The 14,299-nt window shown below is 46.9% G+C and carries 13 protein-coding genes; 9 read left to right on the top strand and 4 right to left on the bottom strand.

Annotated features, from left to right (window positions below; translation table 11 throughout):
* Positions 1 to 10: 10 nt before the first annotated feature.
* From spoVG to mfd, 4 genes are all read left to right on the top strand, one after another.
* Positions 11 to 301 (top strand): septation regulator SpoVG, encoded by a 291-nt coding sequence (gene spoVG / locus FYJ39_RS10440; RefSeq protein ID WP_154472416.1) that lies wholly within the window; start codon positions 11 to 13, stop codon positions 299 to 301.
* Between the two features lie 441 nt (positions 302 to 742).
* On the top strand, positions 743 to 1,456 hold the full coding sequence (locus FYJ39_RS10435; RefSeq protein WP_328597540.1) for a transglycosylase domain-containing protein: 714 nt from the start codon (positions 743 to 745) through the stop codon (positions 1,454 to 1,456).
* A 247-nt stretch (positions 1,457 to 1,703) separates the two neighbouring features.
* Entirely contained in the window at positions 1,704 to 2,273 is a 570-nt protein-coding gene (gene pth, locus FYJ39_RS10430; protein WP_235919807.1) for an aminoacyl-tRNA hydrolase, read from the top strand.
* A 61-nt stretch (positions 2,274 to 2,334) separates the two neighbouring features.
* Positions 2,335 to 5,916, top strand: coding sequence for a transcription-repair coupling factor (gene mfd, locus FYJ39_RS10425; RefSeq protein WP_154472415.1), 3,582 nt, complete (start codon positions 2,335 to 2,337; stop codon positions 5,914 to 5,916).
* 88 nt (positions 5,917 to 6,004) lie between these two features.
* Here mfd and FYJ39_RS10420 read toward each other — a convergent pair whose 3' ends face one another.
* The 4 genes from FYJ39_RS10420 to FYJ39_RS10410 form a co-directional block, all read right to left on the bottom strand.
* Positions 6,005 to 6,322, bottom strand: coding sequence for a DUF1622 domain-containing protein (locus tag FYJ39_RS10420; protein WP_154472414.1), 318 nt, complete (start codon positions 6,320 to 6,322; stop codon positions 6,005 to 6,007).
* Between the two features lie 17 nt (positions 6,323 to 6,339).
* Positions 6,340 to 6,591, bottom strand: a complete 252-nt coding sequence (locus FYJ39_RS10415) for a TM1266 family iron-only hydrogenase system putative regulator (RefSeq protein WP_154472413.1) — start codon at positions 6,589 to 6,591, stop codon at positions 6,340 to 6,342.
* 202 nt (positions 6,592 to 6,793) lie between these two features.
* On the bottom strand, positions 6,794 to 6,916 hold the full coding sequence (locus FYJ39_RS21210; RefSeq protein ID WP_268890669.1) for a hypothetical protein: 123 nt from the start codon (positions 6,914 to 6,916) through the stop codon (positions 6,794 to 6,796).
* Positions 6,913 to 8,145, bottom strand: coding sequence for a helix-turn-helix transcriptional regulator (locus FYJ39_RS10410; RefSeq protein ID WP_154472412.1), 1,233 nt, complete (start codon positions 8,143 to 8,145; stop codon positions 6,913 to 6,915). The genes FYJ39_RS21210 and FYJ39_RS10410 overlap by 4 nt, the downstream gene beginning before the upstream one ends.
* Before the next feature lie 189 nt (positions 8,146 to 8,334).
* Between FYJ39_RS10410 and FYJ39_RS10405 the strand changes: the two genes are divergently transcribed.
* From FYJ39_RS10405 to FYJ39_RS10385, 5 genes are all read left to right on the top strand, one after another.
* Positions 8,335 to 9,723, top strand: a complete 1,389-nt coding sequence (locus FYJ39_RS10405; RefSeq protein WP_154472411.1) for an MFS transporter — start codon at positions 8,335 to 8,337, stop codon at positions 9,721 to 9,723.
* Positions 9,724 to 9,727: 4 nt separating this feature from the next.
* The gene (gene uidA / locus FYJ39_RS10400) at positions 9,728 to 11,539 is read left to right on the top strand and encodes a beta-glucuronidase (RefSeq protein WP_154472410.1); all 1,812 of its coding nucleotides are present in this window, start codon (positions 9,728 to 9,730) and stop codon (positions 11,537 to 11,539) included.
* Between the two features lie 139 nt (positions 11,540 to 11,678).
* Positions 11,679 to 12,227 carry a stage V sporulation protein T gene (spoVT, locus tag FYJ39_RS10395; protein ID WP_154472409.1) on the top strand — a complete coding sequence of 183 codons (549 nt, stop codon included), beginning with the start codon at positions 11,679 to 11,681 and terminating at the stop codon, positions 12,225 to 12,227.
* 218 nt (positions 12,228 to 12,445) lie between these two features.
* Positions 12,446 to 13,294, top strand: coding sequence for a MurR/RpiR family transcriptional regulator (locus FYJ39_RS10390; RefSeq protein ID WP_154472408.1), 849 nt, complete (start codon positions 12,446 to 12,448; stop codon positions 13,292 to 13,294).
* Between the two features lie 47 nt (positions 13,295 to 13,341).
* Positions 13,342 to 14,280 (top strand): GNAT family N-acetyltransferase, encoded by a 939-nt coding sequence (locus FYJ39_RS10385; protein WP_154472407.1) that lies wholly within the window; start codon positions 13,342 to 13,344, stop codon positions 14,278 to 14,280.
* Positions 14,281 to 14,299: the final 19 nt, after the last annotated feature.

The following is a 14,299-nucleotide window of genomic DNA, read 5'->3' as shown; positions in this document are numbered from 1 at the left end:
GGGTAAAAGCATGCAGATTACAGATGTGAGAGTGAGACGGGTAGAAAAAGAGGGGAAGATGAAAGCCATCGTTTCCATCACTATGGATAACGAGTTTGTTATCCATGATATAAAGGTGATAGAAGGAGAGAAGGGGCTGTTTATTGCTATGCCAAGCCGCAAGACCGCAGACGGCGAATACCGGGATATTGCTCATCCCATTAACTCCGGCGCCAGGGATATGATTCAGACGGTCATTCTTAACAAATATGAAAGGGAGCTTTTGGAGAATGGAGCCGCGGAGGCTTCTGGTCAGAGGTAAGCCTGGAAGGAAAGAGAAGACAAGTAAGGAGAAGGAGATGCCGCAAAATAGAAATTCACTGGCAAATTGAATAAAAATCCCCCTCTCTAAAATAAGCGCGGTTCTAAAGGGCTATATAGCAATTGGAACCGTGTTTTTTGTGCAGCATTTTCCTCTGGATAGGGGCATAATTCTTAAGAAAAAGAAATGCTCCCTTTCGATATTTTTTCATAAATAGTCAGAGAATAGTCAGTGTAAGTTAAGGCTTTTTCAAAGACTATTAAAAGGAGATATGTTATGATTATTATGTAAATGCTTAGAAATGAGCAAAACGTAAAATTTGGAGAAATAATACGCAATGTACCGCATTGTTGGGACATGGTATGCGCAATTTATGTGCTGGGCAATTCGCAACACAGAGTGTTGCTCATGGTTATCAATATTCAGAAAGAAGGAGATTGGGTGAAGGTGAGAAGAATGCTCAAGTGCCTGGCAGCCTGTGCTCTGGCAGCAGCCTTGTGCTTTTGCGGCGGAGCGCTTATCAAGGGCTACTATATGTACCGGGCAGCCATAGAGGAAGTTTGCCTTGAGGACAAGGTTTCTGCCATTCAGGCAAAAGAGAATTACACCGCCTTTGACCAGCTGCCTGAAATATATGTGGACGCAGTGCTGTCGGTAGAGGATCACCGGTTTTACAGCCATCCAGGGATTGATGTGATTGCCATTGCAAGGGCTGCCTTTAACGACATAAGGGCAGGCGCCTTTGTGGAGGGCGGAAGTACAGTGACACAGCAGCTGGCAAAGAATCTGTATTTTACTCAGGAAAAGGAGCTGGAGCGCAAGGTAGCGGAAATGTTTCTGGCCTTTGACCTGGAGCGGTCTTACAGTAAAAATGAAATCCTTGAGCTGTATGTAAATACAATTTATTTTGGAAACGGCTATTACTGTGTGGGGGATGCAAGCCAGGGATATTTCGGAAAAGAGCCTGAAGACATGACAGATTATGAAAGCACCCTTCTGGCGGGCGTGCCCAATGCGCCTTCCTGCTATGCGCCTACAGTCAGCCCCAGGCTGGCGGCCCAGCGCCAGGCTCAGGTGGTAGCCCGTATGGTAAAATGCGGATATTTCACTGAGGAAAGAGCGCATGAGACTTTGGCTGCGGAAATTGACTGGTAGTTGGCTGGTTACGTTTATTTTCTTTACTTTTTATATAGAATCTGATAAAATGATGAGACATAAAAAAGCGTTAGATATGACCACAGGGCATATCTAACGCTTTAAGGCGTGTCTGAGTGAAGGATACTAAAATCAGGAATGAAATGGAAGGCGGATGGGCAGGAATATGGACGGCATCAGGGATATACTAAAGAAGATAGCTGGCTTTGGCGCAGGGAAGCAGGAGATAGAGGAGGATGGAAGGGCAATGTATATTGTAGCAGGTTTGGGAAATCCCACAAAGGAATATGAAAAGACACGTCACAACGTAGGCTTTGAGGTTATAGACGTGCTGGCGGACCGGCTGGGCATCATGGTGGAGGAGAAGAAATTCCGGGGATACTACGGCAGAGGCAGGATTGGCGGTGAGAGGGTGATTCTGCTCAAGCCCCAGACCTTTATGAATCTGAGCGGAGAAAGCGTGAGGGCAGCAGCCGATTTCTATAAGGTGGATCGGGAACATATTATTATTGTGTATGATGATATCAGTCTGGATGTGGGGCAGCTGAGAATACGGACAAAGGGAAGCGCAGGGGGGCATAATGGGATCAAAAATATCATTGAACATCTGGGAACCCAGGAGTTTCCAAGGATTAAAGTGGGTGTAGGAGATAAGCCGAAGAAGATGGATCTGGCGGACTATGTGCTGAGCCGGTTTTCCAAAGAGGATCGGACTGTCATGGAGGGGGCCTTTGAGGAAGCGGCACAGGCTGTGGAGATGATGATTTCACAGGGAGCTGACAAGGCTATGAACCGGTTTAACGGGCATAGGGCATAGCGGGGAGATTAAACGGACATTTTACCAGGAGGCTGAAAGCCAAGGAAGGGCGTGGAAAGGGATGGAAAATCCATTATTGGAGCTACAGGAGTATCATAATCTGGAGGAGGCTCTTAGAAGAGGGCAGGGGCCTCTTCAGGTGACGGGAGCTCTGGATTCCCAGAAGGTGCATCTTATGTACTATCTGGGAAAAGAGCGGGGATATAACTGGAAGCTGGTGGTAACTTATGATGATTCCAGAGCCAAGGAGATTTACGAGGACTTTCGAAGCTTTACCAGGGATGTATGGCTGTATCCGGCGAAGGATCTCCTGTTTTATAGTGCAGATATTCATGGAAATCTTTTGACAAGGCAGAGAATCCAGGTACTGCGTCAGTTGATGGAGAGCCGGGGAGGGGTAGTGGTTACTACCATGGACGGGCTTATGGATCATCTTCTGCCCTTGCAGAGCCTTAAGACTTATGAAATTACCGTGGAGAACGGACAGGTGATTGATCTGGAGGCATGGGGCAGGCGCCTGACCCTTATGGGGTATGAGAGGGTGGCTCAGGTGGATGGCATGGGACAGTATTCCATTCGGGGAGGCATTATAGATGTGTTTCCCCTTACAGAGGATGTGCCTGTACGAATTGAGCTGTGGGATGATGAGGTAGACTCCATCCGTACCTTTGATCTGGAAAGCCAGCGTTCGGTGGAGCAGTTAGAGAGAGCGGTGATTTATCCGGCCACAGAGACAGTTCTTTACGAGAGCTGGAAGGAAACGGGGATACGAAGGCTTAGGGAGGAAGAAAAGATTTATGAGAAGGCGCTAAGGCAACAGCATAAGCCAGAGGAGGCCCAACGGATTAAGAGTATTATCGGGGAGCTTTGTGATGGTCTGGAGCAGGGTTTGGGAGCAGGGGAGCTGGATGGGTATATCAGGTATTTCTGCCCTGAAACGGTCTCATTCTTGGAATATTTCCCTAAGGAGGAAAGCGTTTTTTTCCTGGATGAGCCAGGAAGGCTGAAGGAAAAGGGGGAAGCGGTAGAGCTTGAATTTCGGGAGAGCATGGTTCACAGGCTGGAGAAGGGCTATCTGCTGCCTGGCCAGACGGAGCTTTTGTATCCTGCATCAGAGGTGCTGGCCAGGATTCAGAAGCCTTCTACGGTGATGATTACGGGGTTAGATCAAAAGCTGGCCGGAATGAAGATAAATCACAAGTTCAGCATTGATGTAAAAAATGTGAATTCCTATCAGAACAGCTTTGAAATGCTGATAAAGGATTTGACCCGCTGGAAGAAGGAAGGCTACCGGGTGATTCTCCTGTCCGCTTCCAGAACAAGGGCAAGCCGTCTGGCAGGTGATTTGAGGGGGTATGATCTGCGGGCCTACTGCCCGGACAGGGTGGAGGGAATGGGCGGCGCCGGCCGGGAAGAAGGCATGCCAGAGGAAAATGGTGCCAATGAACAAGCTGTAAAGCCGGGAGAGATTCTAGTTACCTACGGGAATCTTCACAGAGGCTTTGAATACCCGCTTCTTAAGTTTGTCTTTATTACAGAGGGGGATATGTTCGGTGTAGAGAAGAAGAAAAAACGCCGGAAAAAGACAAATTACCAGGGAAAGGCAATCCAGAGCTTCTCCGAGCTGTCCGTAGGCGATTATGTGGTTCATGAGGAACACGGACTGGGAATCTACAGGGGGATTGAAAAGGTTGAGCGGGATAAGGTTATAAAGGATTATATCAAGGTGGAGTATGGGGACGGAGGAAACCTGTACCTGCCGGCCACCCGTCTGGAGAGCATACAGAAGTATGCGGGGGCTGATGCCAAAAAGCCCAGGCTTAACCGCCTGGGAGGAACGGAGTGGAATAAGACTAAAACCAGAGTGAAGGGCGCTGTTCAGGAGATAGCCAAAGATCTGGTTAAGCTCTATGCAGCCCGTCAGGAGAAGGAGGGCTACCAGTACGGCTCTGACACGGTGTGGCAGAAAGAGTTTGAGGAACTGTTTCCCTATGATGAGACAGAGGATCAGCTGGATGCTATTGAGGCTGTGAAGCAGGATATGGAGAGCAGACGGATTATGGATCGGCTAATCTGCGGGGATGTGGGGTATGGCAAAACAGAAATTGCGTTGAGAGCTGCTTTTAAGGCGGTTCAGGACAACAAGCAGGTGGTGTATCTGGTGCCTACCACCATACTGGCGCAGCAGCATTACAATACCTTTGTACAGAGAATGAAGGATTTTCCTGTGCGGGTAGATATGCTTTCCCGGTTCTGCACCCCTGCCAGACAGAAGAGAACATTGGAGGATCTGCGCAAGGGGCTGGTGGATATTGTCATTGGTACCCATCGTGTTCTATCTAAAGATTTGCAGTTTAAGGATTTGGGCCTTCTCATTGTAGACGAGGAGCAGAGGTTTGGGGTGGGCCATAAGGAGAAGATTAAGCAGCTGAAGGAAAATGTGGATGTCCTTACTCTGACGGCCACGCCTATTCCCAGAACTCTCCATATGAGCCTTGCGGGAATCCGGGATATGAGTGTATTGGAGGAGCCGCCTGTGGATCGTACGCCCATTCAAACCTATGTAATGGAGTACAATGAGGAGATGGTTCGGGAGGCTATTAACCGGGAGCTGGCAAGAGACGGACAGGTGTATTATGTATATAACAGAGTAACGGACATTGACGAGGTGGCAGGCCGGGTTCAGGCATTGGTGCCTGATGCGGTGGTAACCTTTGCCCATGGGCAGATGAGAGAGCACGAGCTGGAGCGGATTATGGCGGACTTTATCAATGGGGAGATCGATGTGCTGGTATCCACCACCATTATTGAGACTGGACTGGACATTTCCAATGCAAATACCATGATTATTCATGATGCAGACCAGATGGGCTTGTCCCAGCTTTATCAGCTGAGAGGGCGGGTAGGACGCTCTAACCGGACCTCTTATGCATTTCTTATGTATCGAAGGGATAAGCTTTTGAGGGAGGAGGCTGAGAAGCGCCTGCAGGCTATCCGGGAGTTTACGGAGCTGGGGTCAGGTATCAAGATAGCTATGCGGGATTTGGAGATCCGCGGAGCGGGGAATGTTCTTGGAGCCCAGCAGCATGGACACATGGAGGCTGTAGGCTATGATCTTTACTGTAAAATGTTAAATGATGCGGTTCGCGCTCTGAAAGGCGAAGAGGTTGAGAGCGAGTCCTATGACACAGTGGTGGAATGTGATATTGACGCCTATATCCCGGCCTCTTATATTAAAAATGAGTACCAGAAGCTGGATATTTATAAGAGGATTTCTGCCATTGAGACTGGAGATGAGTATATGGATATGCAGGATGAGCTGATGGATCGCTTTGGGGATATTCCCAGGAGTGTAGATAATTTATTAAGCATTGCAGCCTTACGGGCGCTGGCCCACAGGGCTTATGTGACAGAGGTGATCATCAACCGCCAGGAGGTAAGACTTACCATGTACCAGAAGGCAAGGCTTCAGGTAGAGAAGCTGCCGGAGCTTGTAAGCTCCTTTTATGGCGCTTTAAAGCTGATTCAGGGTGAGGCGCCGGCCTTTCTCTATATTGACAGAAGGAATAAGAATCAGGACAGTCTGTGTATGATGGTAAAGGCAAAGGAGATATTGGAAGCGCTGGAGAAGCTAAGGAGCTAGAGACAGGAGAATGACAAAGGCCCTATCATGAGGCAGCTTGCCTGCCTGTGATACGGCCTTTACGCTTTATATAAATAAAGCCAATCTTCTAAGAATATTGCTCCTCCTGCTTGATTTCCCAGTGAATCAGGAAGGTCAGGGCAGCCCTTAATGCGATAATGCCGGCTACAATTCCGATTTCCTTCCATTCCCGTACAACTACTGTCCGAAGAATTTCGCTTCCCATCTTGAATTCCAGGCCCATTGCAAGGCCCTTGGCCAGATAGACGCGGGTGTCCGGGGCCTTTCTTACATATTTGACAAAGCCCATAAGGCCGGAGCAGATGATGATTCCCACTCCTATAAACTCAAAAATAATAATGGCGCCATTGGCTACAAGAGACAGCAGGAATTCCATGTGCTCCATATATATACCTCTTTTCTTTACTGGTTTACCGGGACTTGGATAGACTTGACCCTGATGCCGTCCACCTTCCCCAACTCTCCTGCAAAGGAGCTGATTTGATTCTGGGTGCCGTGCATTATAAGGCTGATGACAGATACGCCGTATTCCCTGCAGGGTACTCCCAGGCGGGCGATGATAAGGCTGGACTGCTGGTGAAGCTTATGGTTTATAATTGCTACAGAATTGGGATTGCTTATGATGCAGCTGATGACAGCCAGGCGGTCCTCCATATAATGTATGCCTCCCTGTTTGATGATTAATTTGGAGTTATAATATCACGGGAATCAGGGTAAAGTAAAGATGATAATTTTAAAAATTTAAAAAGAATCTTTGTTCCACAGTCTTTCATATGCTGTATTCTTCTCGTTCAGCTCTGCTTTTAGGTTGCCAAAGGTGATGGCCGCCGTCCCGTACTTGACCCTTTTTCAGCCCTTAGTTCTTCTGTATCAAATAATTGATGGTGGGCTGGCATTTCTTCATCTGCCCCAAATGGCTTTCCAGCCGTATAAAGAGCAGTTTGCTGTAATATAGAGCATAGAGGGCGGGGTAATTCATACTCCGCTCCTTTTGGTTACCATACTTCTGTACTGGCTGGGGGTCATACCCTTTGTGCGGCGGAACAGCTTGGTAAAATAGCTCAAGTCCAGGATGCCGCAGCGGGCGGCGATCTCCTGGATGGAAGTTGGGGTAGTATTTAAGAGACAGATTGCATGCTCCATCCTCTTTTGAATTACAAAGTCCGTCAGGGTTTGCCCTGTTTCCCGCCTAAAAAGGGAGGACAGGTAGCTTTTGTTTAAGGAAAATATCTCTGCCAGCCGGTCAAGGCTTAAGTCTTCCTGAAGATTTAGGGAGATATAGTTTACCACCTTCTGTACTGCTAGGGAATAGCCTTGAGTGGAATAGCTCCGGACTAAAAGGCTGTACTTGCGCAGCGCCTCATGGGGAAATGCGTCCAGTTGGGAAAGGGTGTTGAGATTTTCCAATTTAAAAGCAAGCTTTCTTGAAAGCTCGTCCAGATAGACAGGATGCACCTTTCCCCTCTGAGCGGCCTTTCGGCACAGAGTATTGAGAATAATTAAAAAATTTTTACGATCCCGGATGGTATCAGGCAGACGCTGCTCCGGGGCGGAGCTAAGGAGGGCATGTATGTTCTCCTTTGCCTTTTCATAATCTCCGTGAGCGATGGCGTCCATCATTGCCTCTTCCGCATCATAGCGTTTTTCAATGCTCTCTGTAACATTTTTATTTTTTCCGGTGCTTTCCTGTGTTTCATAATGGAGAGCGATGTGGTTCGTTTGACTCAGAGAGCTTATAGAAAATCCCTCTTTCCCGTATAGGCGGCTGCACAGGCAGTGAAGGAAGCTGCGCAGGCAGCCTTTGTCATGGATTACCGGGAGAGAGCTGTAATATTGGATCAGAAAGGTGGAATGCTGTTCTGGAATCTGAAGCTGTTCCATCAGCTGCTGGATTTGGTCCCGCTTAGGCGCTTTAAAGGCAAAGGGGCCTGCGAAAAAAACTGTTTTGTGTTCCGTATAGGGAACAGGTATTGAGAGATAATAGCACTGGAACAGGTCGCGGATTATATAGACATGATTCTGCGTGTGAAAATTTTCATCGAGTTCGGGAAAGGTAGCCGCCAGACAGTCCTGTTTTTTCAATAAAGTAGAGCGCAGCCCAAGGTCATATTGATCCATCCATGTATAGGGTGCATCTGTAAAATAAGTGTGGATGCGCATTTCTTCAAAAAAGCTTATAGTAAAATCTAAAAGGCTATGTGTTGTCATCAGCCTGTAGCCTCCTCTGTGCTGATAATTAGTATAATATTTACTTTAAATAGTATAATATATATTTTAAATACAAACAATATAAAAATATTAACAATTAAAATAAATATTAATCTAACACTGGATAATATAAACGTATATACTGTTTACACAAACAGCTAGTGGCTGATTCAGAAGGAGGAGTTTACAATGGTTAGAAATACAGGCCCCACAAGGCCATTTGGCATGATGGACCGTCTGGGGTATATGTTTGGAGACTTTGGAAATGATTTCACTTTTCTTTTGTCATCTATGTTTCTTATGAAATTTTATACAGATGTAATGGATGTTGCCGCAGGCCTGGTAGGGGCTATGATGATGCTGGCCAGAGTTGTGGATGCCTTTACAGATGTGGCTATGGGACAGATCTGTGACCGAAGCAGGCCGGGTAAAAAGGGAAAGTTTGCGCCCTGGCTTCGAAGAATGTGCGGCCCGGTGGCTCTTGCCTCCTTCCTTATGTATGCGGTATGGTTTAAGAATATGCCTATGGGCTTTAAGATCTTCTGGATGCTCTTTACCTATCTGCTTTGGGGAAGCATCTTTTATACAAGCATTAATATTCCCTATGGCTCCATGGCTTCTGCAATTACGGCAGAGCCTAACCAGAGAGCCTCCTTATCCAGCTTCCGTACCGTAGGCGCAACGTTGGCAAGTACCGTAATTGGTGTAGTTCTGCCCTTAGTAGTTTACTATGAGGACGCAAACGGAAATACAGTTCTTTCCGGCGAAAAAATGGCTGCTGCTGCTTTGGCATGCTCCATTGGCGCTGTTATCTGCTATCTTCTGTGTTATGTCATGACAACGGAACGTGTAAAGATGGAGAAGGTAACTGAGAAATTTTCCTTTAAGAAGCTTCTCAAGGTTCTGATAGGAAACAGAGCCCTGATTGGAATTGTTGTGGCTGCTCTCCTTCTGCTTCTGGCGCAGCTTACACTTAGCGGTATGGGAAATTTTATATACCCTAATTATTTTGGCAATCGGGAGGCCATGTCAGTAGCTACCATGCTTTCCAGTCTTATAACAATTCTGCTTTCTACTGTGATCGTAAGGCTGGCCTCTGCATACGGCAAGAGGGAGCTGTCCACCATGGGAGCCCTTGTGGGAGCCGGAGCTATGCTGCTTGCGTTCTTTCTCCATACGAAAAATGTGTGGGTGTTTGTTGGGCTTTACATGGCAGCCACCCTGGGTTTCGCGTTTTTTAATTTGCTATGCTGGAGTATGATTACAGATGTAATTGATGATGATGAGATACGTACAGGGACAAGATCCGATGGAACGATCTATGCAGTGTATTCATTTGCCAGAAAGCTGGGACAGGCGGCTTCCGCCGGTCTTACAGGAGGGCTTCTTAGCCTAGCCGGCTATACGGCAGCAACCGCCTTTGACACAAGTGTGGTGAACGGAATTTATAATATTACCTGTCTTGTACCGGCGGCAGGCTTTCTGCTTCTGGCTCTGGGGCTTAGGTTCTTATATCCCCTGAATAAAAATACGGTTGAGAAAAACGCTCAGATATTGAAGGAAAAGAGAGGAGAATAAAGATATGCTATACCCTGTTTTAACACCATCAAGATTATTAAGCGATTTAAGCGGCGTCTGGGATTTTAAGCTGGATGACGGCACAGGCTTTTCAGATGAATGGTTTAAACGTCCCCTTAAGGCGCCAATGACTATGCCGGTGCCTGCTTCCTACAATGATCTAAAGGAAGGACTGGATTTTAGAGACCATTATGGCTGGGTTTTCTACCAGAGACAGATATCCCTGCCTGAGTTTTTAAAAAGCCAGCGCATTGTGCTGCGCTTTGGGGCCGTAACCCATGAGGCAAAGGTATATTTAAACGGCAGCCTGATCTGCGAACACAAGGGTGGCTTTCTTCCCTTTGAAGCAGAGCTGACCAATATTCTGAAAGAGGGAGATAACCTGCTGACGGTTGCGGTGAACAATATCATTGATTATACGACCCTGCCTGTAGGCGGAAAGAGCAATATGCTGTCTGGGATTGCAGGTATTGGAGGCGGTAATGAAAATGGAAAGCCCCAGAACAACCCCAATTTTGACTTTTTTAATTACTGCGGCATCACAAGACCGGTAAAAATCTACACAACTCCAAAGCGTTATATAAAGGACATTAGTTTGACGGCTCAGGTAAAGGGAAAGGATGCAAAGCTTTCCTACCATATTGAGACAGAGGGAGAGGGAAAATGTCTGGTAGAGATTTTTGACCGTGATAGCAGGCTGGCAGCCAGGGCAGAGGGGCAGGAGGGAATTCTAACCATAAGGGATGTAACGCTGTGGCAGCCCCTTAAGGCCTATCTCTATAATGTAAGAGTAACCTTTGGAGAGGATGTATATACCCTTCCCTATGGCGTAAGGACGGTACGGGTAGAAGGGACGCGGTTCCTGATTAATGAGAAGCCCTTTTACTTTAAGGGCTACGGCAAGCATGAGGACACCTTTCCTGGGGGAAGAGGCATCAATCTCCCTATGAACACAAAGGATATATCCATTATGAAATGGCAGAAAGCAAACAGTTTCCGAACCAGCCATTACCCCTACAGTGAGGAAATGATGCGTCTGTGCGATGAAGAGGGAATCGTGGTAATTGACGAGACCACGGCAGTGGGAGTGAACCTGGAATTTGGGGGAGGCGCTAACTTCAACGGACAGAAGATAAAAACCTTTGATAAGGAGCATGGAGTTAAGACGCAAGAGCATCATAAGGAGGTTATCCGTGATTTGATTGCAAGGGATAAGAACCATGCCTGCGTAGTGATGTGGAGCATTGCCAATGAGCCGGATTCCTACTCTGAGGGGGCATATGAGTATTTTGCGCCCCTCTATGAGCTGGCCCGCAGCCTGGACCCCCAGAAACGTCCCTGTACCTTGGTGAGCGTACAGATGGGAGGCGGACCGGAGACAGATTGTTCTTCCAAACTCAGCGATGTAATCTGTTTAAACCGTTATTATGGATGGTATTTTGGCGGACCGGATTTGGAAGAGCCGGAAAAAGCCCTGCGCAGAGAACTGGACGCATGGCGCAAAATAGGAAAGCCGGTGGTCTTTACTGAGTACGGAGCTGATACAGTAATGGGGCTCCATGATACCACTCCGGTTATGTATACAGAGGAATTTCAAGTAGAATATTACAAAATGAACAACAGGGTATTTGATGCGTATGATTTTGTAGTAGGGGAGCAGGCCTGGAACTTTGCTGATTTTGCAACCAGCCAGAGTCTTCTGCGGGTTCAGGGCAATAAGAAGGGCTTATTTACCAGGGACAGAAAGCCCAAGCTGGCCGCTCATTACTTTAAAGAGAGATGGAGCCATATTCCAGATTTTGACTATAAGAAATAGCATGGTTTTAAATAGAGGCTTAAAGCTTAGGCTGTAAGCAGCTAATTAAAAATATGTATTAGCATAAAGGTATAAATTCCTCCATACTACAGATACTATTTCCAGAAACGGATAGTACAGTTAATGGAGGAATTTTGTTATGAAAGCTACAGGAATAGTAAGAAGAATTGATGACCTGGGGCGTGTGGTTATTCCGAAGGAAATCCGCCGTACCTTAAGGCTCAGGGAAGGTACTCCCTTAGAGATATTTACCGATAGAGAGGGAGAAATTATTCTTAAGAAATATTCACCCATGATGGAGCTTACCGTTTTTGCGGTTCAGTATGCAGAAGCCATGGCTCAGTCTACCGGGCTGCTGGTATGCATAACAGACAGAGATCAGGTGATTGCGGTGGCAGGAGGGGCAAAGAAGGATTTGCTTCAGCGCAATATCAGCCGCCAGTTAGAGATTGCCATTAATGAGAGAATGACCGTGTTGGCAGGAAAGGATGATAAAATGTTTATACAGCTGGTGGACGAGGAGCTGGAGGGGATTACGGCTCAGGTCGTAGCTCCTATCATCTGCGAGGGCGATGCTATCGGCGCGGTAGCTCTCATGAGCCGGGAAGCAAGGGCTAAGTTCGGAGATATGGAAATGAAGCTGGCCTCCACTGCCGCCGGGTTTCTGGGCAGGCAGATGGAGGGCTAATAAGAGAAGGCCATTACAGGTGATGACAGGAGATTAAAGTGCGTTGTCCTTATGACGGGGGACAGCGCGCTTTATTTGTCTTATGGCAAAAATAAGCTTCAAATTATGGCTCTGAATCCTCAAAATGAAATCATTGATTGAAACAATATTTCATAATACAATGACTATATTGACTATTTTATTTCTAAAAATATAATGAAGATAGTACGAGGTGGAAGATGAAAAATGTAATGGTAAGGCTTCAAGAGTACATGCCCCAGGCTAATGGGGCGGAACGGAATCTGGTGCGGTTTTTGTTGGAATACCCTGAAGAGGCAGGAGAACTGAGTATCCATGCCCTGGCAGAGAAAGCATATACCTCAGCCTCCACTGTTATACGGTTTTGTAAAAAGCTTGGATTTGGTGGATACAGGGAGTTTCTGGCATCGCTTAATTATGAAAATGCTATTCGCAGCGAGAACCGGAAAGATATTTCCGCAGAAATTCAAAAGGAGGACAGTTTGGAGGATATTGTGGATAAGGTAACTTACCGGAGCATCCAGGCTATGGAGGATACCAGGAAGCTGGTTGATGTAGAGGTGCTGAGGCAGGTGGTGAAGGTTCTGGAACGTTCCAGAAATATTGGCCTGTTTGGCATTGGTTCCTCTCTGCTGGCGGCCAGGGATATGTATTTGAAGCTGCTGCGTCTAAACAAACCCAGTACCTGCAATGATGATTGGCATCTCCAGCTGGTGTGTGCCAGGAATATGACGGCTGATGATGCAGCCATTATTATCAGCTATTCAGGCATTACCTCAGAGATGATTACCTGTGCTAGAGTTCTGAAGGAGAGGGATGTACCAATTATTGCTATAACGCGGTTTACAGAGACAGCTCTGACGGCTTTGGCAGATTACAGGCTTTATGTGTCATCCAAGGAGCTGCTTATCCGCACAGCGGCCACATCGTCCAGAATTTCACAATTAAACATGATTGACATACTTTTTACAGCTTATGTAAAGAGCAATTATGAGCGCGATATGGAGCAGCTTAGAAGAAACCTTATAAGTAAAGATGCCAGGCTATAATGGGCCAGAATTACAAAGACCCACTATGGAGAGCAAAGGAGGTCAATATGAGAATTGAAACCTATAACCAAACATATGAAAGAGAGGTGGTAAAGCTCTGGAATGAGACGCTGCCGGCAGACCCAATTACCGTACATAAATTCAGGCAGCAGGCCTTGCTGGATGACAACTTTGATTCAGAGCTTTGCTATGCAGCTTTTGAGGGGGAGAAGCTCACTGGATTTCTTCTGGCAACCAAGAGAAAATTTCCCTATTTGGAGCGGGGAACTGAACCGGACAGAGGCTGGATAAACGTGATGTTTGTGGCGGAGGAGTACAGGCGCAGAGGTATTGGAACAGAACTTGTGAACCGGGCAGAGACAGACTTAAGAAACAGGGGGGCAAAGAACGTTACCCTGGCGGCCTACAGTCCAAGCTATTTCTTTCCTGGTGTGGATGTGGAGAACTACAGGGACAGCGCAGCCTTCTTTCAGTCTAAAGGGTATAAGGGAGGAAACATCAGCTATTCTATGTGCAAGGATCTTCACGGCTACCAGCTTTCCTTGGAGGCAAAGGAACGGCTTAAAAAGGTCAATGAGGCGGGCTTTCGTTTTCAAATGTTTGATTACAGCTATGCGGTGGAACTCCTTAATTTTGCAAGGGATGAGTTTGGAGGCGGCTGGAAGCGCAACTGTATGCTGACCATGCAGCATGACCGGGCGGAGGACTGTATTCTCCTGGCTCTGGATCAGGAAAATAAAATCTGCGGTTTTTGTACCCGGATGATCGATGAGAATCCCATGCGGTTCGGACCCATCGGCACGGCTGAGCGGTTGAGAAATAAGGGAGTGGGGAGCGTTCTCTTTGATTTGGCACAGCTGGAGATGACCAAAAGAGGAATTTACCATCTGTATTTTGTATCCACCGATGAGCCGGGGCGCAGGTTCTATGAACGCCATGGAGTTCATGTATTCCGTACTTTTAAGGATTACAGAAAGGATATTTAATTGAGAAAAATGAAAGGAA

This window comes from Clostridium porci (assembly GCF_009696375.1).
Lineage (GTDB): Bacteria > Bacillota > Clostridia > Lachnospirales > Lachnospiraceae > Enterocloster > Enterocloster porci.
The sequence above is the reverse complement of the archived record's forward strand: the minus strand, read 5'-3'. Positions and strand labels throughout refer to the sequence as shown.

Coding starts and splice junctions, on each gene's coding strand:
- spoVG (WP_154472416.1), top strand. CDS start 11: ATGCAGATTACAGATGTGAGAGTGAGACGGGTAGAAAAAGAGGGGAAG.
- pth (WP_235919807.1), top strand. CDS start 1,704: ATGTATATTGTAGCAGGTTTGGGAAATCCCACAAAGGAATATGAAAAG.
- mfd (WP_154472415.1), top strand. CDS start 2,335: ATGGAAAATCCATTATTGGAGCTACAGGAGTATCATAATCTGGAGGAG.
- FYJ39_RS10420 (WP_154472414.1), bottom strand. CDS start 6,322: ATGGAGCACATGGAATTCCTGCTGTCTCTTGTAGCCAATGGCGCCATT.
- FYJ39_RS10415 (WP_154472413.1), bottom strand. CDS start 6,591: ATGGAGGACCGCCTGGCTGTCATCAGCTGCATCATAAGCAATCCCAAT.
- FYJ39_RS21210 (WP_268890669.1), bottom strand. CDS start 6,916: ATGAATTACCCCGCCCTCTATGCTCTATATTACAGCAAACTGCTCTTT.
- FYJ39_RS10410 (WP_154472412.1), bottom strand. CDS start 8,145: ATGACAACACATAGCCTTTTAGATTTTACTATAAGCTTTTTTGAAGAA.
- FYJ39_RS10405 (WP_154472411.1), top strand. CDS start 8,335: ATGGTTAGAAATACAGGCCCCACAAGGCCATTTGGCATGATGGACCGT.
- uidA (WP_154472410.1), top strand. CDS start 9,728: ATGCTATACCCTGTTTTAACACCATCAAGATTATTAAGCGATTTAAGC.
- spoVT (WP_154472409.1), top strand. CDS start 11,679: ATGAAAGCTACAGGAATAGTAAGAAGAATTGATGACCTGGGGCGTGTG.
- FYJ39_RS10390 (WP_154472408.1), top strand. CDS start 12,446: ATGAAAAATGTAATGGTAAGGCTTCAAGAGTACATGCCCCAGGCTAAT.
- FYJ39_RS10385 (WP_154472407.1), top strand. CDS start 13,342: ATGAGAATTGAAACCTATAACCAAACATATGAAAGAGAGGTGGTAAAG.